Consider the following 24,268-nt stretch of genomic DNA (forward strand, 5'->3'; position numbering starts at 1 on the left):
TATCATTTCATTTAGTTAAGTCGATTCTTGCGTAAGATGTGTCTGCCAACCCGGCTAAGCTGAAGAAAGAAACCGCATGAAAACCAACCTGATGGCCATCGCAATCGCTTGCGCCCTGTTCGGCGCCAATCCAGCCGCGCAAGCCGAGGCCCACCACAAGAATTTGGGCTCGAACCTGTCGAGCACCCCGAGCGGCGTGTCCGGCGCGGTGGTGCTGGGAAGCTTGCTGGTGGTGGCCGTGGGAGGCAGCGTGGTGGCGCAAAGCGTCGAAACCGTCGCCGACGGCACCATGGTGGTGCTCAAGAACGTGGCCGACGGTTCCACCGCCACCGTCAAATTCAGCGGCGATGGCGCCAAGGGCTTTTCCAAGCTGGTCGGCCAGGCCGTCACGGTGACCGCCACCGCCAGCGGCCATGTGCTCATCGCCGCCGGCAAGGTGATCGCATTCATCCCGACAGAAGCGGGCAAAAGCCTGCTGCACCATTCGCAGAACGGCGCGAAAGGCTAAGCATGATCCGCATCGGACAACGTTTGCTCCTGCTGCTGATGCTGGCCATGCCGCTGCATGGCGCGCACGCCGGCACCGCCTGCGAAGAAGTCGCGCAGGACGCCACCTCTTTCGTCAAGGCCGTCAAGCTGGCCGAAAACACCAGCGCCGCCCTCGAAGCCTCCGGGGCCGAGGTGGCGCTGATCGCCCGCGTCGGCCAGGACCTGTCCAAGTACGACTTGCGCTATTCGCACATGGCCTACGCCTGGCGCGACCATCCCAAGGGACGCTGGAGCGTGGTGCACCTGCTGAACCAGTGCGGCACCGCGACCTCCAGATTGTTCGACCAGGGCCTGGCCAACTTCTTCCTCGACGATTTGTTCGCCTACGAGAGCCAGATCGTGATCCCGGGCGCGCAAAGCCAGAAGCGCATCGCCGCCATGCTGGCTTCCCAGGCGCCGGCGCGCCTGCACGGTGAGCACTACAACATGCTGGCCTATCCCTTCTCGACCAAATACCAGAATTCCAACCAGTGGGTACTCGAAACCTACGCCGCCAGCGCCAGCGACAGCGCCATCGGCGATCGCGGTGCCGCCCAGTCCTGGCTCAAGCAGGCGCTCTACAAGCCCAACACGATCTGGGTGCCCTCGGTCAAGCGCCTGGGCGCGCGCGTGTTCCGCGCCAACGTGGCCTTCGACGACCACCCGACGGGGCGCCGCATCGCCGGCCAGATCGACATCGTCACGGTCGAATCGGTGGTGCGCTTCGTCAAGCTGCGCGACCCCGCCACCACCGAGTCGGTGGTGGGGATTGAATAAGCGTCAGAACACCCACAGCTTCTCGGCCGGCATGTGCAGCCAGTAGCTGCCCGCCTCCAGCCGGTACGTCGAATACGCGCGCAGGCTCAGGCCTTCGCGCGTAAACAGGCACTCCCAGCGGTCGCCCAGGTACATGCAGGTCAACAGCGGCATTTCGAGCGCATTGTCGACCTGCTGCGCACTGATCTTCACATCCTCGACCCGGATCAGCGGGGTGGCCTCGCCGCCCGTACGCGCGCCACGCGCCGTGCCCTGCATGCTCACGCCGGCCACCATCAGCGCCACCTTGCCATTGGTGCTGGCCACCACCTGGCCCGGCAAGCGGTTGTTACTGCCCATGAATTCAGCGGTAAACAAGGTGTCCGGCGTTTCGTACATGCTTTGCGGCGAGCCTTGCTGCTCGATCTTGCCGTTATTGAGCAGCAGGATGCGGTCCGAAATCGCCATCGCCTCGCCCTGGTCGTGCGTGACCATCAGGGCCGACAGGCCAAGGCGCACGATCAGCTCGCGCAGGAAGGCGCGCGCCTCCTCGCGCAGCTTGGCGTCCAGGTTCGAGAGCGGCTCGTCGAGCAAGATCACGGGCGGGTTGTACACCAGCGCGCGCGCAATCGCCACCCGCTGCTGCTGGCCGCCGGAGAGCTGGTGCGGAAAGCGCTCGCCCAGGTGGCCCAGCCCCAGTTGGCCCAGCACTTCCTTGACCTTGGCCTCGATCTCGCTCTTGCCCATCTTGCGCAAGGTCAGGCCATACGCCACGTTGTCGAACACGGTCTTGTGCGGCCACAGCGCGTACGACTGGAACACCAGTCCCAGGCTGCGGTGTTCGGCCGCCATCTCGAAATTGCGCGCGCCGTCGAACACACGGCGCTCGCCAATGTCGATGGTGCCGCTCTTGGGGCTTTCCAGCCCGGCCACGGCGCGCAGCAAGGTGGTCTTGCCGCTGCCCGAAGGGCCCAGCAGGGCCACCACTTCGCCGCGTTGCAGGTGCATCGATACGCCCTTGAGGATCTGGTTGGCATGTGCGCCGGTGCCATAATCGAGGTGCAGGTCGTTGACGGTCAGTTCATTCATGGTCATTCCCGGTGTAGGTAGTGTTTATTGGTGCAGCTTGACGCCGAAGCGCAGCGCAATGCCGAGGCCAATGGCCACCAGCGTGATATTGATGAACGACAGCGCCGCCACCAGGTCGGTCGAGCCGCCGGCCCACAGCGACACCAGCATCGCCCCGATGACCTCCGTGCCTGGCGTGAGCAGGTACACGCCGGTCGAATATTCGCGCTCGAAGATCAGGAACACCATCAGCCAGGCGCCCAGCATGCCGAATTTGATGAGCGGTAGCGTCACGTCGCGCGTGACCTGGCTGCGGCTGGCGCCCACCGAGCGCGCCGCCTCTTCCAGTTCCGGCCCCACCTGCAGCAGCGCGGTCGAGATCAGGCGCATGCCGTAAGCCAGCCACACCACCGAATACGCCAGCCACAGGGCGAAGATGGTCGAGCGCACTTCGCGCAGCAGCGGAATCGCATGCTCGCTGAGCCACAGCGCCGGCCCGAACCCGGTCGCCTTGAGCATCCCATCGAGCCAGCTTGGCACGAACAGGAACACCCACAGGAACGACAGGCCGGCCAGCAGGCCCGGCACGGCGCGCGGCACCAGCACGCTGTAATCGAGCAGGCGCGTGATGCCATCGGGCTTGCGATGCATGGCCAGCGCGATGGCCGTGTAGCACACCACCGCCAGCGCCCCGCCGATCACGCCGATCAGCACCGTGTTGATAATCCCGCGCACCAGCGAATGCTGTTCCAGGATGTCGCGGAAGTGCTGCAAGGTCAGTACATCCCACAGCACCACGCCCTCGCCCCAGTTCTGCACGAAGGAGCGCAGCACAATGCCCGACAGCGGCAGGATGATCGTCACCAGCAGCCAGCCGGCCAGCAGCGCGAACGCCAGCCACTTCCAGCGGCCCAGCGGCATCGCCTTCTGGCGCGCGCCCTTGCCCTTGATCGACACATACTTGTTGGCCGACTTGAGCAGCCAGCGCTGCAGCATCACCAGCGGCATGGTCACCATCACCAGGCACACCGCCACCGCCGCCATCAGGTGGTACGAGGGCGTGCCCATCTTGTTGGTCAGCTTGTACAGATAGGTGGCCAGCACCAGGTGGCCTTCCGGATCGCCCAGCACCAGCACCAGGCCGAACACCTCGAAGCCGAGGAAGAACACCAGCACGCCAGCGTACGCCAGCGCCGGCATGATCATCGGCAGCGACACGTTCATCATCACCCGCAGCGGCGAGGCGCCGGCCACGCGGGCCGCTTCCTCGACGTCGGAACCGAGGCTCCTCAAAGCCGATGATGCATACAGGTACACGTGCGGCACGTGGGTCAGGCCGGCGATGATGACGATGCTGGTGAACGAATAGATATTCCACGGGACGAAGCCGAGCAGCTGCTTGGCCCACACCGAATAAAAGCCCACGGGACCCATCGACACCACGTAGCCGAAGCCCATCACCATGGGCGAGACGAAGATCGGCACCAGCAGCAGCGGCGCGATCCAGCCGCGCCCCGGCAGGTCGGTGCGCACCATCAGGAAGGCCAGCATGCCGCCCAGCGGCACCGCGATGGCGGCCAGCCCGGTGGCGAGGATCAAGCCATTCTTGAACGCCTGGGTGAAATCGGGGTCGTCGAAAATGAAGGCATAGGCTTCGAGGCCGAAGGTTTTCTCGGGCATGAAGAACGGCGCCGACAAAAAGCTTTGGTAAAAAATCAAAAACAGCGGTAAAAAGATGGCGACGCAGGCGAGCGTCACCACCAGGCCGCGCGGCCAGTTAAGCCGCGTGGCCCGCAATGATAAGGTGGTCATGTGAGGTCCGATCTTGGGATGAGGGGGTGGGCGGGGCGCCCACCCTGCGCGCGTTTGTTCGCCTTTACTTCTTGCCCGCGGTTTCTTTCCACTGCTTGAGGAAGGCCATGCGCTTGGCCGGTCCCAGGAACTGCAGCACGATCGGATGCACCGGAATCGGCTTGACGTTCTTCTCGCCGATGATCTTGATCAGTTCCGCCGACGTGGTCTCGCCCTTGACGTCGGAACGGATCGCAAACAGCTTCGAGTCGTTGGCGATGATGGTCTGGCCGCGCACCGACAACAGGTAATCCATCCACAGCTTGGCCGCATTCGGATGCTTGGCGCTCTTGTTGATGAACTGCACGCGCGACAGGATCAGCGTGTAATCGGCCGGCAGCACCACGCCCAGCGAAGGGTCGGTCTTGGCGCGCACCAGCGCATACGAACCGAGCACGTTGTAGCCGATCAGGTTCTCGCCCGACGAGATCCGTTCCAGCATGGTGCCGGTGGATGACTGGACCCGCACCTTGGCCGTGCCGAACGCATTTTCCAGCTCCAGGAACTGCGGATTTTCGCGCGCATCCTGGGTCATGAACATGAAGCCGACCCCGGATTTTTCGATGTCGTAGGTGGTGACCTTGTCGCGGAATTTTTCCGTCTTGATCAGGGTGGCGAAAGCGGCATGGGTCTTCGGCACTTCGCTGGTGGTCAGCAAGCGCTTGTTGTACACGATGGCGGCCGGCTCGAAGGTGGTGCCGTACGCGCTGTCGTTCCACATGGCCCATGCCGGCAGCTTGGCCGCTTCCTGCGACTTGTACTGCAGCGCATGGCCGTCCGACGCGAGGCGCATCTGCAAGTCCATCGCCGACGACCACAGCACGTCGGCCGTATTGCCGCCGGCCGCCGCCTCCGAAATGAAGCGGTTGTACACTTCGGTCGAATTCATGTCGTTGTATTCGACCGTCACGCCGGGATAAAGGGCATTGAAGTCCTTGATCAGCGGCTGCGCGGCCTTGCTGTCGGTGGCCGAGTAGATCACCAGCTTGGCCTCTTTCCTGGCGCCGTCGATGATCTTCTGGTAGTCGGCCGGGTAGCCCGCCGGAACCTGCGCGAAGGCGCTGCCGGCGAAGGTGGCCGCGATGGCGGCGCCGATAAGGGTACGCTTGATAGTCATATTGTCTCCAGATTGTTGTTTTGTTTTAGCGAATCAGCTTGAATTGCCTGGCCTGCCGGTTGTAGTCGGCGACGGCCTTGTGGATATAATCGGTCAGTGCCTGTCCGGTCAGCGTGAACGGATACAGCCCGTGCGCCGCCCGCAAGCGGGCAAAATCGGCGCTGGACGTCATACGGTCGAAACTGCCCACCCAGCGCTGGTACTCGGCGTCCTCCACCTTGGGTCCCATCCATACGCCGCGGATGATCGGCCACACCACGTCCACGCCCTGCTCGCGCGCGGTCGGCGCTTGCGACAGCACGCCCGGCAAACGCTGTTCCGACAGCACCGCCAGCACCCGCACCTTGCCGGCGCCAGCCCCTGCGTACAGGGTCGCTTCCGAGGCATCGCCCGACACCACCTGCACATGGTTTGCGTGCATCGCGGTGAAGGCTTCGCCGCCGCCTTCCAGCGCCACGAAGCGCAGCACCTTGGGGTCGATCCCGGCGCTGCGCGCCAGCAGCGCCATCTTCATCCAGTCCTGGCTGCCGATGGTGCCGGACACGCCGATCAGCACCTTCTCCGGCTCGCGCCGCAAGGCCTCGATCAGGCCGGCCAGGTTGCGGAACGCCGAATCGGAACGCACCGCGATCATTCCGTAGTCGGCGCCCAGGGCCGCGACCCAGCGCACGTCGTTGGCGCTGGCCTTGCCGAACTTGCCCTGCGCGAGATTGAGCAGCGAACCGCCCGAAAAGGCCACCAGCGTATCCTTCTCGCTGCCGCGCTGGGCCGCCATGGTGTGCCAGGCGACTGCGCCGATCCCGCCCGGCAGGTACGACAAGCGCAGCGCCGGCGCATCAGCCTCGCCCTTGAGTCCTTCGCGCGCCAGCTTGCAGGTCAGGTCCATCGCGCCGCCCGGTTTGGACGGCACGATGCATTCGGCGGCTGCGGCGTGCAAGGCGGCGCAGGCGGCCAGGATGGAAAACAGGGTTCTCATGGCGCTAGCCTTTCGGACGGACGGATCACCCCGCCCATGCCCAACAGCGCATCAGAAGCGATGCTGGATGCCGGCCGTGAGCCCTTTTTGCGTGTTACCGAAGCCCGCATCGTCGCGCGACAGCCCCACCAGCTTGCCGTTGTCGGCCTTGGCGTAGGCAGCGGCCAGATACAGGTCGGTGCGTTTGGACAGCGCATACATCCCGCGCGCCACGTACATGATCGGATCGGCGTCCGTGTTGGCGGCCAGGTTCTTGACATTGACGTAGTAGGCGGCGCCAGTCAGGGTGACCGCCGGCGTGGCGAAGTAGCTGGCGCCGGCCCACCAGGTGGTGGCGCGCACGTCCGGCGTGGCGGCCTTGGCTGCTTCCAGCTTGTAATCGCGCATGCCGCCGGTCAGGCGTACCACCGCGTTCCTGAAATCGACCGCCGCGTGAAAGGCCCTGGTTTCGTCGCGCCGGCCGGTGCCGGCCAGGGTGTTGGCGTTGATCTGCTCGAAGGCGCCCATGGCCGAGAAGCCGCCGCGGCTCCAGGAACCGGCTACCGAATATTTACGGCTGTCGGCACTGCTGCCCGCCTGTTCGCCCAGGCCGATGGTGGCGCCGTATTTGAAATCGCCGGTTTTTCCCGAGTATTTGATCAGGTTATCGAAGGCGGTCGTCATGCCGTACTTCGACGAGCCGGTGGCGTTCGACGAGGTAGCCCACGAATAGTTCGGCGCGTAGCCGAGCGGGTCGAACAGGATCACGAAATCGTAGGTGGTGGTGAACGAACGCCCCAGCACCACGCGCCCGAAGCCGCCGTCCAGGCCCACGAAGGCCTGGCGCTTGAACAGCGCGCCGTCGGCCGCGCCGGTATCCATCAGGATTCCGCCTTCCAGGCCGAAAACGGCTTTCAGGCCGCCGCCCAGGTCTTCGGCGCCGCGCAAGCCCCAGCGCGAGGTGTTTTTGCCGCCCGAGATCACGCGCGTGGCATTGTCGCCGGCGGCATTGGTATTCGTGGTGTAATCGACGCCCGCGTCGATCAGGCCATAGACCTGCACACTGGATTGGGCCTGGGCGCTACCGGCGGCCGAAAAGGCGGCCGCCAGCGCGAGCGTAAGCACGGATGGTTTCATTCTTGTCTCCTGGTTTTTTGTGTTTATTGTGTTTATATACTACGGCGTTTCTGGGGCTAACTATATGGGCGCCATCCTTTCAATTGGCTTTCAATGCGCGCCTGTACCCCTGATGCCACATTGCCCGGGCTTTTTGGCGCGCTTGGGGCTACACTGCCCCGATGCGAATACTCCTGGTTGAAGACCACATCGAACTGTCGCACTGGCTCTCCAAGGCCCTGCGCGACGCCCACCTGACCGTCGAATGCGCCACCAATGGCGCCGACGCCGACGCCCTGCTGCACACGCAGGACTACGCGCTCGTCATCCTCGACCTGACCCTGCCCAAGATGGACGGCCTCGATGTGCTGCGCCGCCTGCGCGCACGCGGCGGCGCGCGCGCCAAGACGCCGGTGATGATCCTGACCGCGCGCGGCGGCCTGGAAGAACGGGTCCAGGGCCTGAACCTGGGCGCGGACGATTATCTGGCCAAGCCGTTTGAACTGACCGAACTCGAAGCGCGGGTCAAGGCGCTGCTGCGCCGCAGCCAGGGCAGCGAGGCACTGGTGCACCAGTGCGGCGCGCTCAGTTTCGACACGGTGACACGCATGTTTGCGTACGGCGGCGCGGCGCTCGCCCTTACCCCGCGCGAGCACGCGGTGCTCGAAGCCCTGATCACCCGGCCCGGGCGCGCGGTATCGAAGGAAAAGCTGTTCGACGAAGTCTTCGCGCTCGAAGACGACGCCAACCTCGATGCCATCGAACTGTATATCCACCGCGTGCGCAAGAAGCTCGAACGCGTCCAGGTTGGGGCCGCCGCCATCACCACCCTGCGCGGCATCGGCTACCTGTTGCAGCCGCGCGATACGCCAGGCTGACATGGCCGCGCTGTACGCCACCGTGCGCAGCAAGATCGGCGCCGCCCCCCTGGGCAGCCTGCGCAACCAGCTGCTGCGCTGGCTCCTCATTCCCCTGGTGCTGCTGGTCGCCCTGAACGCGGTATCGGTGTACGACAACGCGCTCGACGCGGCCGACATGGCCTACGACCGCTCACTGCTGGCGTCCACCCGCGCGCTGGCCGAGCGGGTCGCCATCAAGGATGGCAAGGTGGTGGCCGACGTGCCCTATGTCGCCCTCGACAGCTTCGAGACCGATACCCTGGGCCGCATCTACTACAAAGTAAGCGGCATCGACGGCGAAACCGTGTCCGGCTTCGACGACCTGCCGCCGGTGCCGGCCAAGGTGCCGCGCTCGGAAGCCTATCCGGCGCTGGTGCGCTTCTACCACGCCGACTACAACGGCGAGCCGGTACGCATCGCAGCCCTGCTGCAGCCGGTGTACGACGATTCGATGCGCGGCATCGCCCTGATCCAGGTCGGCGAAACGCTCGACGCGCGCCGCGGCCTGTCGCGCAAGATCCTGTTCGACACGCTCTTGCGCCAGGCCGTGATGGTACTGGCGGTCGCCTCGCTGGTGTGGTTCGCGGTGCGCCTTGTCCTGCGGCCCCTGATGCGCCTCAAAATCGAAGTCGAAAACCGCGCCCTCAACGACCTCTCCGACGTCGACCAGGCACTGGTGCACAAGGAAGTGCGCCCGCTGGTGGCTGCCATGAACGGCACCATGTCGCGCATGCACAACCTGATCGCCAGCCAGCGCCGCTTCATCGCCGACGCCTCGCACCAGTTGCGCACTCCGCTCACCGTGCTCAAGACCCAGGCCGAGCTGGCGCTGCGCGAAAACGACCCGGCCGCCATGCGCGAAATCGTGCGCTCGATCGCCGCCACCACCGACGCCACCGTCCACCTGGCCAACCGCCTGCTCACGCTGGCGCGCGTCGAACATGGCAGCGAGGCGGCCGGCATGGCGCCGGTCTCGCTCACCGCGATCGCGCGCCAGGTCGGGCTGGAGATGGCGCTGCCCGCCGTGCACAAGCAGATCGACCTGTCGCTCGACGCCGCCGACGCCGACCAGACAATGGTCGACGGCCAGGAACTCATGCTGCATGAACTGGTGACCAACCTGGTGGACAACGCCATCCGCTACACGCCGGCCGGCGGCAAGGTGGCGCTGCGGGTCAGGGTCGATGGCGCCAAGGTGCTGCTCGACGTCGAGGACAGCGGCTGCGGCATCGCCGACGACGAACGCGAGAAAGTCTTCACCCCGTTCTACCGCTCGTCGGGCGCGCTCGAAACCAACCCTGGCGGCACGGGCCTGGGCCTGGCCATCGTGCGCGAGGTCGCTGCCCAGCACCGCGCCGGCGTCACCCTGGCCAGCGCCGGCTCGGGTACGGGCCTGAAGGTGGTCATTTGTTTCAATTCGGCCGCCTGAGGTTACGGATTAAATACAGACACACAAAAACTGCGCGCCAGCCTGCGCACCCGGTGCTAATGTCGAGAGTGCTGTATTTACAGCACACCCTTCAACAACAGGAAAACGGAGAGCAGGCATGCAGTTTATTCAAAGAGCATTACTCACCATCGCACTGGCGGGCGGCGCCAGCGCGCCGGTCATCGCGGCGGACCGCTTGAGCGCGGAATACTCGGAACCGCGCGGCAGCCAGACCGCGCTGGTCGACCAGGCCAAGCGCTACAGCGCCTGGAACGTGGCGCGCATGCTGGACGATCCACAGTTCGTCAAAGCGCTGGACAAGCGTCTCGCCGGCGACGCCAAAGGCGTCATGCTGGGCACCCTGCTCGACGACGTGCGCCAGCCGAGCGCGCAGACCAAAGCCGGCGCCGACAAGCTGCGCTTTCTCGACCAGCGCGTGCGCGAACACAAGGCCATCGCGCGCGACACCAAGAACCTGCTCGAAGTGCGCCTGTACACGCCCCGCGATTCCGACGCGGCCGCGCGGCCCGACATGAGCAAGCTACTGGTCGCCTACGCGCCGGCCGGCAAGCGTTCCGAATGGAGCGACGTCGAAGCCTTCGACCACCTGGGCCAGGTGCAGCTGCTCGACGCGCGCACGCCGCCCGCCATGCCGGTGCTGATCGTCGGCATCAACGCGCGCGAAGACATACGCGCCGGGCTGGCCTACGTCAACCGCAGCCTGCGCGCCGCCGGCCTGCAATCGGCCGCGCCCAAGCTCGCGTCCAGGAGCGCGTCCGGCCTCGCCGCCAGCGACATCGAGACCACCCGCCTGGACCGCGTCAGCCTGGCCAACAGCCAGGAACCGTGGATCTCCGGCGCCGCCGAAATCTTCGCCGTCGTCTCGGGCGTGCAGCCCGACCAGGCCAAGGCTGAACTGAGCGTGGTCGACATGCCCTACCTCGACTACGCCAACACCGCCTACACGCCGAACCAGATCATGGTCTTCTGGAGCAGCTACCGCTACGGCGCGGCCAACATCCAGTTGTTCGAGCATGACGACAACACCAACTACAAGGACCTGGCGGTGGCCCTGTCGGAAAGCGTGAGCGTGATCCTCGGCGTGTTTGCACCTTCGTATGCGGTGATCGGCCAGGTCGCCACGGCGATCCTGCAAGCCATGCCTGCCGGCTGGTTCAGCAACGACGACGACTACGTCGATTCGTTCTACACCATCGAACGCGGACGCAGCTACGACAACCATCGCGGCGCCGCCAACAATGCCACGGTGACGCTCTCACCCTACCTGCTGCGCGCGCAGTAAGCGCCAGCATCACGCGGGCAGCGGCAGCCTGACCGTGAAGCGGCTGCCCTGTCCCGGCGTCGAACACACCGTCAGGCTGCCGCCATGGCGCTCCACGATGCCGAATGAAATCGACAAGCCAAGACCGGTGCCCTGCCCGGTCGGCTTGGTGGTAAAGAACGGCTCGTAGATATGGTCGATCACGGCCGGGTCGATGCCGCAGCCGCTGTCCTCGAAATCGACTAACAGCCACGCGCCGTCGGCCCGGCTGCTGATGGCCAGCATCCCGGGCGTGAAGTCGCCGCTGCGCCGCTGCTTGTCCTCGATGGCGTGGCAGGCGTTGACGATCAGGTTCATGAACACCTGGTTCAGCTGCGCCGGCCAGCATGCCAGCGGCGGGTCGGCCTCCAGCACGCAGCCGATATTGGCCACGCTGGCATACAGTGTGCGCACCAGATGCACCGTCGCCAGCAGATTGGGGCCGATGGGCGCCGTCGTCATCGCCCCTTCGTCGGGCCGCGCGAACGTGCCCAGGTCGCGCACCAGGTCGCGGATGCGCGAGGTGCCTTCCAGGATGGTCGCGCTCTGGCGAACCAGCGCATCGATGCGGCCGTTCAGGCTATCGATCACGGCGGCATCGGCATCGGTGCCGGCCAGCGCCACCAGGAACGCGCGGAAGCGCTCCAGTTCCGTGGCCAGCACCTGCGCGCCGGCGTACGCGAAATTGCTGGGATTATTGATCTCGTGCGCGATGCCCGCGCTCAGCGTGCCGAGCGACGCCATTTTTTCATGCAGCACCAGTTGCTGCTGCGCGTACTGCAAGCCCTCAAGCGAGGCGGCCACCTGGCGCGCCAGCTCGCGTTTTTGCCCGAGCAGCACGCGCACGCGGATGCGGTGCACCGCGTACACGCACGTCAGCGCGAACAAGCCGGCCGCGAGCCGGAACCACCAGGTCTTCCAGAACGGCGGCGTGATCGTGATCGCCAGCGCCACGCCGGCCTCGTTCCATACGCCGTCCTTGTTGCTGGCCTTGACCCGGAAAACGTAATTGCCCGGATCGAGATTGGTATAGGTGGCAAAGCGCTTGCCGGCGTCCGTCGCCACCCACGAGCGGTCCACGCCTTCGAGCTGGTAGGCATACTGGTTGCGCTGCGGGTCGGCGAAATGCAGGGCCGCGAACTCGAACGAAAACACCGACTGCGTGTGCGACAGCACCACCTGGCGCGCGCGCTGGATCGGCGCGTCGAGCACGAAGCCGCTTGGCGCCGGGCCGCTGCGCACCGACTGGTTATAGATCTGGATATCGGTAATCACCAGCGGCGGCGCGCGGTCGTTGCCGCGTACCTCGCGCGGGTCGAACATGGTGAAACCGCTATTGAAACTGCCGAAGAACATGGCGCCATCCGGCTGGCGCCAGGCCGCGCCGACGAAATAGTCGCCTTCGGCCATGCCGTCGCGGCTTGTGTAGTTGCGGAAGGTCTCCTTGCGCGGATCGAAGTCGGCGATGCCGCCATCGTTGCTGATCCACAGATGGCCATGGCCGTCTTCCAGGATCCCGTCCACGGCCGGATTGGCCAGCCCTTGTTGCAGCGCGTAGGACTTGAATTGCAGCTTGCCGCCACGGTCCGCCACCAGCCGGCTCAGGCCACCGCCGGTGCCGACCCACAGCGCGCCGTTGGCCGCTTCGTGCAGGAAGGAGACGCGATTGTGAATCAGGCTGGCCGGATTGGCGCTCTCGTGGCGCGCATGGCGAAAGCGCCCGCTGGCCGGATCGAACAGGTCAAGTCCGTTCGATGTTCCCACCCACAGGCGCCCGCGCGTGTCTTCCAGGATCGCCCAGATGAAGTTATCCGACAGACTGGCCTCGCTGGCGGCGTCGTGGCGGAAGGTCGTGGCCTGGTTGGTGCGCGGGTCGAGCCGGTGCAGGCCGCCGCGCGAGGCGATCCACAGCATGCCGGCGCGGTCCGGCACGATCGCCTGAATGAAGTCGCTCAAGGCGTCCCCGGTCGCGAACGGGCGCGGCGTAAAGCGCCCGCTGGCCGGATCGAAGCGGCTCAGGCCACCGTTGCGGGTACCGACCCACAACTGGCCCTGCTGGTCACGTCCCAGCGCGGTGACCAGGTCGTCGTTCAGGCTGTGCGGCACACGCGCATCGTGACGATACACCGTGGTCTGGCCGCTTTGCAGATCGTAGCGGTCGATGCCGCCGCCGTAGGTTGCCAGCCATAGCGAGCGCGGACCGTCGCCGCGGATGGCGCTGATCTTGTTGCCGCTCAAAGCGCCCGAGACCACATGGCGAAAGCCGCCGGCGTTCAGGTCGATACGGCTGGCGCCTCCGAACCAGGTGCCGGCCCACAGGATGCCGGCGCGGTCTTCGAACAGGCTGGCGACATAGTTATCGGCCAGGCTGGCCGGGTTGCCGCCCTGGTGGACGAAGGAGGCAAAGCGCCCGGCGCCGGCATCCCAGCGTTTCAGGCCATCGGTCTGGGTCCCTGCCCACAGGGTGCCGTGGCTATCCTGGAACAGGGCGGTGACGGCGCCCGGGTTGATGCCCTCGGCGCTGCCGAAGCGGCGCCGCGCGGCGGCGGCGCCGTCCGCGATGCGCCACGCTTCCAGTCCCAGGGCCGTGCCGACCCACAGCGTGCCGGCGCGGTCGATGGCCAGCGAGCGCACCGCGTTGCGCTTGAGTGCATCCGGCGCGCTGTCGTCGATGTGGTAATGGGTGAAGCGGCGCGTGCCCGGCGCCAGGAAATCAACGCCTTGCTGGGTGCCGATCCACAGGCCGCCGGCGGCGTCGAAAACCAGGCCCGTGGCATCGTCGGCGCCCAGCGAGTGCGGATTGGCCGGATCGTGACGCTCGGTCGCAAATTGGCCGCTGGCGCCATCGAGGCGCACCAGGCCCGAACGCGTGGTGATCCACAGGATACCCTTGGCATCGCTGGCGATGTTGCGTACGTCGAGATAATCGGCTTTGCCGTCGCGCGGCGGGTAGGCGCTGAAGTTTTCGCTGCGCGGATTGAAGCGCTGAAGGCCGTTGCGCGTGCCCACCCACAGCTGGCCGGAGCGGTCCTCGTGCAGCGCCTGCACCGAATTGTCGGAGATGCTGGCCGGGTCGGTGGGGTCGTGGCGGAAGGTGAGGAAACGGTAGCCGTCGTAGCGGGTCAGGCCGCCCTGCCCCGCAAACCACATGAAGCCGTCGCGGTCCTGCAACATGGCGGTGACTGTCGATTGCGGCAAGCCGAGGGCGGGATTGAGCTGCTCGAAGCGCAGCTGGTCCGGTGCCGCCGCCCACGCGACGGGGCACGGAAGGCAAAGCAGGAAGGCTGCCAGCAACAGGCGCAACGAAGACATAGACAAACCGGCGAGAGGGGCTAGCGCGCCAGTATCGCAGCCTTGCCCTGTTCTGTACAGGTAGTCAGGAGGCGTGCCAGAACAACAACGAAACGGGTATCGGTAATCGATGCGTAATGGCGCCTGGACTATCGTGGGCGCCGTCACTTTACAACTGGAGAATCCATGCAATTCACCCACACACTCGCCTGGGGCGGTCTTTGCAGCATGCTGCTGGCCGCACCCGGCTTCGCGTCCACGGTCACCATCGAGCACAATGGCAGCAACCCTTTTCCTCTCGGCGGCAAGGTCTGGTTCGTCGGTAAGCTCGATGGCGTCGGCAAGTCGATGGCCTTGTCGGTCAACGGCATCCCCGGCGGTAACGCGACAGTCGGCACCATCAACTCCCAGAACGGCGAATACCTCGCCCCACTGGCAACGCCGCCGAACAACGCGGTGACCGTCACCGCCACCTACCGCAGCGATCCACCGGCATCGGCGAGCACCATGCTGACCTTCCGCACCGGTACCACGCCGACGCCAACCCCGACACCGACACCGACACCGACGCCGACGCCGACGCCGACCGGCGGCCCATCCATCGCCGGTTGCGACATGTTCCCGGCCAACGCCATCTTCAACACCCGCATCGACGATTTGGTGCGCTTCCCCGCCCACGCCAGCAGCAACGCCTGGATCAACAGCGTCGGCAACGCGCGTGCGCTGCACATGGACTTTGGCCGCAACGTCAACCAGGCCGACTATGCGTCCTACTACGGCATTCCGTACAACGTGGTCGACGCCAGCACCACCAGCTGGCCGCGCGTCTCTTTCGCCATCACCGATCCCAATTCCGGCAACGGTGACGGCGTGCCGGACGAAAGCGACTGCGCCGCGCCCGACGCCGCCCACACGCTCACGCGCGGATGCAGCACGCTGCCAGCCGCGAGCCAGCGCTTCCCCTACCCGAACGATAACGTGCTCAAGGCCGAATACGGCAACTGCAACGATCCGCAGCAGTGCGGCGACCGCCATGTGCTGGCCGTCGAAAAGAACGCCTGCCGCCTGTGGGAAAGCTACTTCACCTACAAGGTCAACGGCCAGTGGCACGCCTATTCGACCGCCGCGTGGAACCTCAAGTCGAACCAGATGCGCCCGAAAACCTGGACCTCGGCCGACGCCGCCGGCCTGCCGATCCTGCCGCTGCTGATGCGCGCCGATGAAGCTTCCGCCGGCGACGTGCGCCACGCCTTGCGCATCACCTTCGCCGACCGGGTGCTCGACAAGCGCTTCGTGTGGCCGGCCACACACGCTGCGGGTGGCGCGACCGGCAACGGCATCCCGTTCGGCGCCGTGCTGCGCCTGAAGAGCGACTTCCCGATCCCCGCCAACTGGACCACCCAGGCGCGCGCGCTGGCAACCGCCATGAAGCGCTACGGCGTGTATGTGGCCGATATCGGCAGCAACAGCTTCCTGACCGGCGAGCCAAGTGCGAGCTGGAATCCGGAGACGATCTCGCAGTTGCAGCGCATTCAAATGGGTTCGTTCGAGTTTGTCGATACCCGCACCATCACCGGCAACCAGAAGTTCAACGTCAACTCCTTCCAGGCCAGCTGGTAAGGATGCCGCCCCGGCCACGCCGGGGCGGTTCATCGCGCCGGCGCTCAGGCGGCGCTGCTCGTCACCGGAAGGCGGACACCCTGCGCCCTGGTCACCTGCGCCCGCATGCCGGCCAGCGTGAACAAAGGAATTCCCTTATGATCGAGAGCGCACTATTGGCCTGTTTCAAAGCAGGCCCGGCCAAGGAAGCCGAAGTCGCGCGGTATCCCGCGTTCGCCACGTTTGAGCGGCACGCGGCGCGGCCGGCCCTGGAATACAGACTCACCCAAGGAGCATCGCATGTACGAAAAAACGCTGGTCGCCGGATGGGGCGACATGGACTTCAACGCCCACATGCGCAACACGGCCTACCTGGATAAATCGGCTGATGTGCGCATGATGTTCTTCGCCGACCATGGCTTTCCCATGGCCGAATTCATGCGCCTGAAAATCGGCCCGGTGGTGATGAAGGACGAAGTCACCTACTTCCGCGAGTTTCACCTGCTCGACGAAGTCGGCGTGACGATGGCGCTGGCCGGCCTGTCCGAGGATGGCAGCCGCATGATCATCCGCAACGAGTTCTTTCGCAAGGGGACGCTGGCGGCGCGGGTCAACTCCACGGTCGGCTGGCTCGACCTCACATCGCGCAAGCTGGTGCGCCCGCCCGACGCGCTGTTGCAGGTGATGCAGGGCCTGTCCCGCTGCGACGATGTCATCGAGCTGCCCGACAGCCGTTCGCAGGGCTGAGCGGAACGAAAAAAACCGCGCGAACCTCCGCGCGGCAAAGACAGAGCCAGTCTGTCATCAGCCCATGAACCCCAGATCGCTGACCGCGAATTTGGCCAGCTCGTTCTTGAAGACCTGAGTGGCGAGCATGTCCGGATCGGCCCCGAACCACCTGCCCAGCGTCGCGCCCACCTGCTGGTTCGAGAACTGCGGGATCCACACACCGCGCCCGGTCGCGTCATCCGGCCCGCCCAGGGTAAAGTCGGGGAATTTGCCGTACACGCCGCCCTTGACTGCCGCCCCGATCACCAGATGGTGGTTGCCCCACGCATGATCGGTGCCGCCCGAATTGGCCATCAGCGTGCGTCCGAAGTCCGACATCGTGAACGTCGTCACGCTTTGCTTGTGGCCGATCTCGGCGAGCGCCTGCTGGAACGCGGCCACCGACTGCGACACCTGGCGCAGCACATCCCACTGCTGGTAGGCCTGTCCGCCGTGCGTATCGAAGCCGCCGATCGACACAAAGAACACTTGCCGTCCCGGCCCCTGCGCGGCGCGCTGGCGAATCAGCTGCGCCACCGTGTGTAGCTGGGTGGCCAGCGCAAAGCCAGGGAACACTGTGTTCAGCGGCGTGGCCGCATTCGCCTTGGACAGGTCGGTCACCAGGTCCATCCCTTGCAGCAGCGCCTTGTTGGCGGCGTTGGCCATCAGGTTCGGATTCTCGCTGGCCAGGATCTGGCGCAAGGCATCGCGCCGCGTATCGGCCTGGGCCTGCGGCCAGAAGTTCATGCCGGCCAGGCTCAGTTCACCGGACTCCGGCAGGCGGTTGCCATGCACGCTCGCGCCCTCCACAAACAGGCCGCCCGCGCCGACCGAGACCGCGTCGAGCCGGCCCGCGCCACCCAGCACATCGAGCAGGCGCCCGCCCCAGCCCGTGCCGGCGCCGGCCGGCGTGCCGGCCTGGTTCTGCAAGGTCTGGTCGGGATGGGAAAACAGCTGTGGCGGAATCGCCGTGCCGGCCACGTACTGCGCCTTGCTCAGCGGCTGGCGCAAGCTGCCGACGTTGAGCACGGCAGCCACTTCGCCCTGGCCGAACAGCGCGTCGATTTCCGGCATGCCGTAGTGAAAGCCGAACGCTTGCGCCACTGCATCCGGTACGGCCTGCAAAGTGGCCGTGCGCGGCGCCAGCAAGGTCTTGGCCGAAGTCGACAAGGCCAGCCCGGCCGCGCCGCGCGCAGCGGCATACTTGGCGTAGTGGGCCGCGTCGAGCGGCACGATCATATTGTTGCCGTCATTGCCGCCGAACATGTACAGGCACACGAGAGCCTTGTAATCGGTGACGGCAGCCTGTGCCGGGGCTGCCGCGCCCAGCAAGCCCATGGTCGACAGGGTGCCCAGCAGGCTGGCCTGGGCGCTACCGCGCAGGAATCCCCGGCGCGAGGTCGAAACTGTATCCATCTTGAATCCTTTGTATGTGGAAGGCCGCTTACAGGTGCACGGCGAAATCGGAAACCGCGCTCAGATACAGCGCCGTGATCGCGCGCTGGCGCGGATCGCTGATGGCCTGGATCGTCAGGCCGAGCTGGGTGCGGGTCGCCGCACGCATGCGGCCGGAGAGCAGGTTGGCATCCACCAGATTGATCAGCTTGGCCGGGTCGCCCGCCACGTTGACGTAGGGGGTGATGTCGATCTTCACCATGCTGTTCAAGTTGCCGGCGATCAGGTCGTAGGCCAGGTTGGCGCGCAGTACCGCCAGGCTCGGCGAATAGATCTGGAATTCCGGTCCGTACAGGGTCGGCGAACCCGGCAGGCGCGTCATCGGCGAGTAGAAATTGAACACGCTTGGCGACTTGAGCAGTTCCTGGCTGACGCCGTGGTAACTCCAGAACAGATTGGTCGGGTCCAGCACCTGTCCGTTGAGCGCGCGTATCAGGCCGAGCGTGTGCATGATCGGATCCTTGAGCTGGCCGTGGGCGGCGCCGGGCGTGGCCGGACGCGCTTCGACGTCGCTCAGCACGGCGCGCAGGGTGGCGGCCAGGTCGCCGCGCCCGGCAGGGCCTTGGGCGAACACATCGGCCACGCGCTTGATGTAGGCCGGGCTTGGATTGCTCGTCACAAACGCGCGGATCAGGCGCGTGGCGATGAACGGCGGCAGGTTCGGGTGCTGGAACAGGTTCTGCATCACTGCGTCGTAATCCTGCACCGTGTTTTGCCCGGCCGCCAGTTGGGTACCGTTGAGCAAGGTCTTGGCGCCCTTGTCGTGATAGGCGTCGCGCGGCTGCAAGGGGCCGCTGAAGTTTTCCCAGTTGATGCCAGTGGCACTGGTGCCGGCGTAGGTCCAGCCGCTCAGCGCGCGTGAGAATTCGCCGATGTCGGCCTGGGTGTAGGCCGGGATGGTGTCGCCGTTGCGGTCGAGCTGGGCGCTGCCATCCTGGTTCAGCATGGTGGTGCCGATGGTGAACAGCTGCATCACTTCGCGCGCGTAGTTTTCGTTGGGCGATGGCATGACGCTGTTGCCCAGGTCGAGATACTTGCCCATGGCCGGGTTCAGGGTCATCTCGCGCAGCAGCTTGTTGAAGTTACCGAAGGCGTGCTTCTGCAAGGTCATCAGCCAGGGTTGCATTTCGTTCGGGTAAGGATTCTTGTCGGACGAGACGACGAAGATTTGCGAGAGCGCAAAGATCATGCGCTGGCGCAGCTGGTCCTTGCCGGTTGCCATGTTGCGGTACCAGTTGGTGGCCAGTTGATTCAGGCTGGTGGCGACCGGCATCGGGCTGGCGGGCGTGGCAAACTGCTGGGTCAGCCATGCGTTTTGGCCGAGGGTTTGCAGTTGGGCGAGCTCGGCTGCGGTGGCACCGAAGCTGGCCTGTTCCAGGAAGCGTACCGCCGCGACTTTGGCCGCATCCGGGACCGGCGTTGGCGTCGGCGTCGGGGGTGGCGTTGGCGTTGGCGTCGGGGTTGGCGTTGGCGTTGGCGTCGGGGTTGGCGTTGGAGTCGGCGTTACAACTGCGCTACGCAACGTCAGCACGACCGATCCGGACACGGGCGCTGTCCCGTACGTCTTTGCGGAAATGGTCACCGCGTTGTTGGCCGGCATCACCATCGGTGCCACATATTTGCCGTTTTGCGAATTGACCGTGCCCACTGCGGCGTTACCGCCCGGAACGCCGTTGACGGAAAACGCCATGCTGCGTCCCACGCCGTCGAGCTTGCCGAGCAGCCATACCGTGCTGCCCAGCGCAAACGGCGCCTTGCCGCTGTATTCGACCGTCACCGTCGCCGCAAACGCCGGCGCGGCCACCATCAGGCACACGGGCGCCCACATCCACACTCTGCTACCTTGCATTTCAACCTCCCTGTTGTCGTTGTCGCATCCGCGCCATTGTCGAAGCGACAAAGACAGGCCGGAACAGCCAACATCATCAGGGAGAGCGCATTACAGATGGATTACAGAAGACCAATTTACTGCATTTTTGACAAGAATCACACAGCAACGTTTTTTAACCGGGGTCTGACCTCTGATTAGAAACATTTCGAATCAGCACCCCACACCACAGTGCAGAAGCATCGACTACAGGAAATATTTCTAATCAGAGGTCAGACCCCGGTTAAGAAAGATCGACGACTCACAGTTATCTTTACCGGAGGCCGAGTGCGACGGCCAGCTTTTCGGTCTCGTACGAAGGCGATACGCCAAGCACGATCGAGAGGGTGTCGCGGCAGCGCCGGTAAGCGCCGAAGGCGGCCGCCGCGCCATCCTGCGCATGGGCGCAGCGCATCCAGCCGCGGTAGTTCGCTTCCGACAGCGGCTCGGCCGCCAGTGCGCGCTGGTACAGGCTCAGGGCGCAGCCCCATTCCTGCATCGCTTCGAGCAGCCGCCCGAGCTGGCCGACCGCGGCGAGGAACAGGTTGCGCGCTCGCTCGCGCACCGGCAGTATCCATGTGTCTTCGGCGCCGTCGCAAAACGGGCCGCGATACAGATCGAGCAGCGCCGCGCTGCAGCGCCCGACTTCCTCCACCGCGGCCTGCGCCGGCAGGCCGGCAATGGCCACGCACAGGTCGGCCAGCGCGCTCACGTCGGTCCAGACGCGCGCTTCGGCCAGGTGCGTCCTGCCGCCGGAAACGACCACCGCCTCGTCGCTCAGCAGCAGCTTGCGCAGGCGGTGCACCGTCACGTTCAGCGCCGACTTGGCAACGTCGGTGCTGCCCCACAGCTGCGCGACCAGCGCCGCCTGGAACTTGCCGCCCTCGCCCGCCGCCACCAGGCTTCTGAGCAAAGCCAGTGGCCGCTGCTGCGCCTTGCCGGTGGCGACCACCGCCGCCCCGTGCAAGGTCAGCTCGAATTTGCCGAGCGTGCGTACCGCGACCGGCCATGGCCAGCCCTGCACGCAGCGGTTCGGCGCGGCCAGCCGCTGGCGCATGACGATGGCGCCGACATGGGCCGCGTCGATGCCGTTTTCCAGCGCCAGCGCCGCCACCCGCGCGGCCAGCACCGGCACCGCCGCAAACAGGGCGTTGGCCTGGCGCCGCCGGTGGCTCGCCATCGCCGCGTCCATCAGCGCGGCCGCGCGCGCGCCATCGCCACCCGCCGCGCTGGCGCAGGCGTCGATGAAGTCGCGTTCTTCGCCCAGCAGCACCGCTTGCACGCCGTACGCGCCAGCCACCGCCTGGCCATAACACTCCAGCGCTTGCGGGTACGCACCGGCCCACGCATGGCAGGCACCGAGGAAGGCGTCGAAGCGGGCCCGCTCGCGCGCCGGCACGCCGGCGTCGAGCGCCAGGCGCAGCGTCTCCTGCGCGGCGTGCAGCGCGCCGGCCAGGTCGCCCGCCAGTGCCAGGCACTGCGCGTCGAGCGCATTGAGGTCGATCATTTGCAAGGTGCGCGACGCCGGCAGCGCCGCGCGCATCTGGTCGAGCAGGCCGCGCGCCGCATCCACCGCGCCGGTACCGAGCAGGTGATGCACTTCGAGCGACTGGAACAGCAAAGGATCGAGACCGGCATCGATGACGATGCTGCGGGCCACGCCCGTCAGGCGCTGCGCCTGACCCAGGTCGCCCTCCTTGTTGTACCAGCGCGCCACGCGGCTGTACCAGCGCACCCGGTGCGCTGCGCCCACGGCGGCATCGTCGGCGCACGCACCAAGCTGCGCCACCAGCGCGTTGGCGTGGCCGGCGTTGTCCATCCAGTCGAAGTAGCGCAGCAGGCAGGCGCCCGCCTCCAGCCGCGCGAGCGGATCGTCGACCTGGTCGAGCGCCAGCCGCGCGCGCTGCACGCAGGCGGCCAGCAACGGCGATTGCGGCGCCACGTACAGCAGCGCGCTGGCCTTGCGCGAATGCAGCCGCAGGTCGAGCGCGGGATCGAGCGCCGCCAGGTCGAGCGTGCGCACGCCATCGGCCAGCACCGCCAGCCAGCGCGGCAAGGCGCTGAAATCGGCCCATTCGGCGTCGTAGGTGTCGATGATGGCGGTCACCGCATGCAGGCGCGCCGCCAGGTCGCCGGTCTGGTCGAAAGCGCGTTCGGCGCGCACCAGGATGCGGCGCGCGTGCAGCGGCTGCGCATCGGCCAGCGACACGCCGTGCCAGTAAGCTAGCCAGGGCTGCGCGTCGGCCATGTCCGCCGGCAGGCAGCTCATCCAGAGACGCCACGTCTGGCCACGGCCGCTGGCGAGCATGCCGGCGGCGCGGCGCAGCAGCAAGCCGGCCAGTCCCTGATGCGCCTGCGCCTCGATATACAGGCCTGCCGCTTCCTCGGTGCGGCCGTGCGCGTCGGCGATGGCGGCAGCTTGCGCGGCCAGCGCCAGGCGCTGCGCGGGATCGAGCAGTTCGCGCGCCTGCTGGCGCAAAAATGCGCCGAACAAGCCGTGGAACGCGTAGCTGTCGCCGCGCCGTTCGACGAACAGGCGGCGCCGGTACAGGCGTTCAAGCAGCAGCGGCGCGCCGGGGTCGCCCGTGAGCGCCTGCGCGTCCGCACCGGACATGGCCGGCCAACAGGCCAGCATCAGCAACAGGTGCCGGGATTGGGCGGGCAGGCGGCCAACGATCTCGCCGGCGAAATAGCGGAACAGCGCTTCGCGCCCCTCCGCCAGGCCGGTGCGCGGCTGGCCACGGACGCTGCGCAGCAGCGCCACGCCCGCCGCCCAGCCATCGACCTGGTCGAGCCATTCGGTCACCTCGGGATCGGCCGGGTCGCCGGCCTGCGCCAGCGCACGCACTTCGGACGGGTCGAGGCGCAGCGCGTCCCAACCGATCGTGCCCAGTCGCCCGTCCAGTTCCATGCGCGCGAGGCACGGCGGCAGCGCTTCGCGGCTCACGGCCACCAGCGTCACCCCGGCCGGCACTTCCGCGCATGCCGCTTCGAGCAGGTTGCCGGCGTTATCCCAATCGACGTCGTGCGCGTTATCAAACACCACCAGGGCGCCTTGCGGCAGGTGGGCATACAACTGGCGGAAGAACAGGCGCGCGTGTTGGGCCGCGTCGCCGGCCACCTGCGGCGCGTGCCAGGGCAAGGCGCCGTCGAGGGTGCGCAGCGCCTCGGCAAGGAAGAACGACAGCGTGGCCGGATCGGCATCGCCCTGATCGAACTGGCACCACAGCACCGGCGCCCCGCACTGATGCGCATAGCTGGCGGCCAGCGTGGTCTTGCCGGCGCCGGGCGGAGAAGAGATCGGGGTTTGAGGTGCAGTGGAACGGAAAACCGGGTTAAGCGGTTAAGCCACTGGCGCCACTTTCAGGTATTGATAAAGGGTCTCGCGACTGATGCCGAACTCGCGTGCGAGCGTGGCTTTTGGCTCGCCGGCACCAGCGCGGCGGCGCAACTCGACAACTTGGTCGTTCACCAGCGCTTTCTTGCGACCACGGTAGGCGCCGCGCTGCTTGGCCAATGCGATTCCTTCGCGTTGCCGCTCGCCGATCAAGGCTCGCTCGAACTCCGCAAATGCCCCCATGACTGACAGCAGCAGGTTAGCCATCGGCGAGTCTTCGCCGGTGAAGCTCAGGCATTCCTTGACGAATTCGATTCGTATCCCGCGCTTGGTCAACGTCTGCACCAGTCGGCGCAAATCATCCAGGTTGCGCGCCAGCCGGTCCATGCTATGCACGACCACCGTGTCGCCTTCGCGCGCGAACGACAGCAAGGCGTCGAGCTGCGGCCGTTGAGTGTCCTTGCCCGAGGCTTTGTCGGTGAACAGCTTGTCCAATTGGACCTGATCGAGCTGACGCTCTGGATTTTGGTCGAAACTGCTGACCCGGACATAACCGATACGTTGACCTCGCAAAACGTGCCTCCTTAACAAGATGTGTCAGGAAAGACTCTATGACCGTTCAAGGCATATGTCAAGTAATTGCGATAGCGACCCTATTCTGACGGCTTGCGCTGTGGTCTGCTGACATCAGGTTAGGGTATAGCTTAATCTGACAACTGGCGCGATACTGATCGGCGAGTTCGATGGGATAAGCACCCGATTTTCTGTCCCTGTTCACCCCATATGCCCCATATGCCCATACAACAGAAATAGTTAATTCGGTAGTAAAAACCCCGTGGTGACCAGTTTCGAAAAATTTGATCTACATCATGTATTTTTATAAACGCATCACATAGCATGGCCTGTTCATC

Annotated in this window: 17 protein-coding genes; 7 read left to right on the plus strand and 10 right to left on the minus strand. The window is 65.8% G+C overall.

The genetic code is table 11. The features are described from left to right. Positions 1-76 precede the first annotated feature (76 nt). Together PO883_RS28825 and PO883_RS28830 are read left to right on the plus strand one after the other, a co-directional pair. A complete protein-coding gene (locus tag PO883_RS28825; RefSeq protein WP_289312826.1) occupies positions 77-508 on the plus strand; it encodes a hypothetical protein in 432 nt (143 codons plus the stop codon). 2 nt (positions 509-510) lie between these two features. Further along, on the plus strand, positions 511-1,305 hold the full coding sequence (locus PO883_RS28830) for a DUF2145 domain-containing protein (protein WP_289312827.1): 795 nt from the start codon (positions 511-513) through the stop codon (positions 1,303-1,305). Between the two features lie 3 nt (positions 1,306-1,308). Here the strand turns inward: PO883_RS28830 and PO883_RS28835 are convergent, their stop codons facing one another. The 5 genes from PO883_RS28835 to PO883_RS28855 all read right to left on the minus strand — a co-directional run bounded on the left by PO883_RS28835 (position 1,309) and on the right by PO883_RS28855 (position 7,412). Then, positions 1,309-2,373, minus strand: a complete 1,065-nt coding sequence (locus PO883_RS28835) for an ABC transporter ATP-binding protein (RefSeq protein WP_289312828.1) — start codon at positions 2,371-2,373, stop codon at positions 1,309-1,311. Between the two features lie 24 nt (positions 2,374-2,397). After that, positions 2,398-4,164: an iron ABC transporter permease gene (locus PO883_RS28840; RefSeq protein WP_289312829.1), complete on the minus strand. Its 1,767-nt coding sequence runs from the start codon at positions 4,162-4,164 to the stop codon at positions 2,398-2,400. A 64-nt stretch (positions 4,165-4,228) separates the two neighbouring features. Continuing rightward, positions 4,229-5,320: an ABC transporter substrate-binding protein gene (locus PO883_RS28845; RefSeq protein ID WP_289312830.1), complete on the minus strand. Its 1,092-nt coding sequence runs from the start codon at positions 5,318-5,320 to the stop codon at positions 4,229-4,231. Positions 5,321-5,345: 25 nt separating this feature from the next. After that, entirely contained in the window at positions 5,346-6,296 is a 951-nt protein-coding gene (locus tag PO883_RS28850; protein ID WP_289312831.1) for a tripartite tricarboxylate transporter substrate binding protein, read from the minus strand. A gap of 51 nt (positions 6,297-6,347) precedes the next feature. Continuing rightward, a complete protein-coding gene (locus PO883_RS28855; protein WP_289312832.1) occupies positions 6,348-7,412 on the minus strand; it encodes a porin in 1,065 nt (354 codons plus the stop codon). 161 nt (positions 7,413-7,573) lie between these two features. Here PO883_RS28855 and PO883_RS28860 point away from each other — a divergent pair, with 161 nt between their 5' ends. The 3 genes from PO883_RS28860 to PO883_RS28870 all read left to right on the plus strand — a co-directional run bounded on the left by PO883_RS28860 (position 7,574) and on the right by PO883_RS28870 (position 11,022). Then, the gene (locus PO883_RS28860; RefSeq protein ID WP_289312833.1) at positions 7,574-8,269 is read left to right on the plus strand and encodes a response regulator; all 696 of its coding nucleotides are present in this window, start codon (positions 7,574-7,576) and stop codon (positions 8,267-8,269) included. Between the two features lies 1 nt (position 8,270). Further along, complete coding sequence (locus PO883_RS28865) at positions 8,271-9,719, plus strand: sensor histidine kinase (protein ID WP_289312834.1); 1,449 nt, start codon at positions 8,271-8,273, stop codon at positions 9,717-9,719. Positions 9,720-9,837: 118 nt separating this feature from the next. After that, positions 9,838-11,022, plus strand: a complete 1,185-nt coding sequence (locus PO883_RS28870) for a DUF3103 family protein (protein WP_289312835.1) — start codon at positions 9,838-9,840, stop codon at positions 11,020-11,022. Between the two features lie 9 nt (positions 11,023-11,031). Here the strand turns inward: PO883_RS28870 and PO883_RS28875 are convergent, their stop codons facing one another. Continuing rightward, the gene (locus PO883_RS28875) at positions 11,032-14,352 is read right to left on the minus strand and encodes a two-component regulator propeller domain-containing protein (protein ID WP_289312836.1); all 3,321 of its coding nucleotides are present in this window, start codon (positions 14,350-14,352) and stop codon (positions 11,032-11,034) included. Between the two features lie 165 nt (positions 14,353-14,517). Between PO883_RS28875 and PO883_RS28880 the strand changes: the two genes are divergently transcribed. Both PO883_RS28880 and PO883_RS28885 read left to right on the plus strand, forming a co-directional pair. After that, positions 14,518-15,951, plus strand: coding sequence for a hypothetical protein (locus PO883_RS28880; RefSeq protein ID WP_289312837.1), 1,434 nt, complete (start codon positions 14,518-14,520; stop codon positions 15,949-15,951). Between the two features lie 279 nt (positions 15,952-16,230). Beyond that, entirely contained in the window at positions 16,231-16,677 is a 447-nt protein-coding gene (locus PO883_RS28885; RefSeq protein ID WP_289312838.1) for a thioesterase family protein, read from the plus strand. A 57-nt stretch (positions 16,678-16,734) separates the two neighbouring features. Here the strand turns inward: PO883_RS28885 and PO883_RS28890 are convergent, their stop codons facing one another. The 4 genes from PO883_RS28890 to PO883_RS28905 all read right to left on the minus strand — a co-directional run bounded on the left by PO883_RS28890 (position 16,735) and on the right by PO883_RS28905 (position 23,930). Then, a complete protein-coding gene (locus PO883_RS28890; RefSeq protein WP_289312839.1) occupies positions 16,735-18,114 on the minus strand; it encodes a DUF1501 domain-containing protein in 1,380 nt (459 codons plus the stop codon). A 28-nt stretch (positions 18,115-18,142) separates the two neighbouring features. After that, a complete protein-coding gene (locus PO883_RS28895) occupies positions 18,143-20,002 on the minus strand; it encodes a DUF1800 family protein (protein ID WP_289312840.1) in 1,860 nt (619 codons plus the stop codon). 292 nt (positions 20,003-20,294) lie between these two features. Then, the gene (locus tag PO883_RS28900) at positions 20,295-23,252 is read right to left on the minus strand and encodes a BTAD domain-containing putative transcriptional regulator (protein ID WP_289312841.1); all 2,958 of its coding nucleotides are present in this window, start codon (positions 23,250-23,252) and stop codon (positions 20,295-20,297) included. A 111-nt stretch (positions 23,253-23,363) separates the two neighbouring features. Next, positions 23,364-23,930 (minus strand): recombinase family protein, encoded by a 567-nt coding sequence (locus PO883_RS28905; RefSeq protein WP_289312842.1) that lies wholly within the window; start codon positions 23,928-23,930, stop codon positions 23,364-23,366. Positions 23,931-24,268 lie beyond the last annotated feature (338 nt).

This window comes from Massilia sp. DJPM01, assembly GCF_030348125.1.
GTDB lineage: Bacteria > Pseudomonadota > Gammaproteobacteria > Burkholderiales > Burkholderiaceae_D > Telluria_A > Telluria_A frigida.

Coding starts and splice junctions, on each gene's coding strand:
- PO883_RS28825 (WP_289312826.1), top strand. CDS start 77: ATGAAAACCAACCTGATGGCCATCGCAATCGCTTGCGCCCTGTTCGGC.
- PO883_RS28830 (WP_289312827.1), top strand. CDS start 511: ATGATCCGCATCGGACAACGTTTGCTCCTGCTGCTGATGCTGGCCATG.
- PO883_RS28835 (WP_289312828.1), bottom strand. CDS start 2,373: ATGAATGAACTGACCGTCAACGACCTGCACCTCGATTATGGCACCGGC.
- PO883_RS28840 (WP_289312829.1), bottom strand. CDS start 4,164: ATGACCACCTTATCATTGCGGGCCACGCGGCTTAACTGGCCGCGCGGC.
- PO883_RS28845 (WP_289312830.1), bottom strand. CDS start 5,320: ATGACTATCAAGCGTACCCTTATCGGCGCCGCCATCGCGGCCACCTTC.
- PO883_RS28850 (WP_289312831.1), bottom strand. CDS start 6,296: ATGAGAACCCTGTTTTCCATCCTGGCCGCCTGCGCCGCCTTGCACGCC.
- PO883_RS28855 (WP_289312832.1), bottom strand. CDS start 7,412: ATGAAACCATCCGTGCTTACGCTCGCGCTGGCGGCCGCCTTTTCGGCC.
- PO883_RS28860 (WP_289312833.1), top strand. CDS start 7,574: ATGCGAATACTCCTGGTTGAAGACCACATCGAACTGTCGCACTGGCTC.
- PO883_RS28865 (WP_289312834.1), top strand. CDS start 8,271: ATGGCCGCGCTGTACGCCACCGTGCGCAGCAAGATCGGCGCCGCCCCC.
- PO883_RS28870 (WP_289312835.1), top strand. CDS start 9,838: ATGCAGTTTATTCAAAGAGCATTACTCACCATCGCACTGGCGGGCGGC.
- PO883_RS28875 (WP_289312836.1), bottom strand. CDS start 14,352: ATGTCTTCGTTGCGCCTGTTGCTGGCAGCCTTCCTGCTTTGCCTTCCG.
- PO883_RS28880 (WP_289312837.1), top strand. CDS start 14,518: ATGCAATTCACCCACACACTCGCCTGGGGCGGTCTTTGCAGCATGCTG.
- PO883_RS28885 (WP_289312838.1), top strand. CDS start 16,231: ATGTACGAAAAAACGCTGGTCGCCGGATGGGGCGACATGGACTTCAAC.
- PO883_RS28890 (WP_289312839.1), bottom strand. CDS start 18,114: ATGGATACAGTTTCGACCTCGCGCCGGGGATTCCTGCGCGGTAGCGCC.
- PO883_RS28895 (WP_289312840.1), bottom strand. CDS start 20,002: ATGCAAGGTAGCAGAGTGTGGATGTGGGCGCCCGTGTGCCTGATGGTG.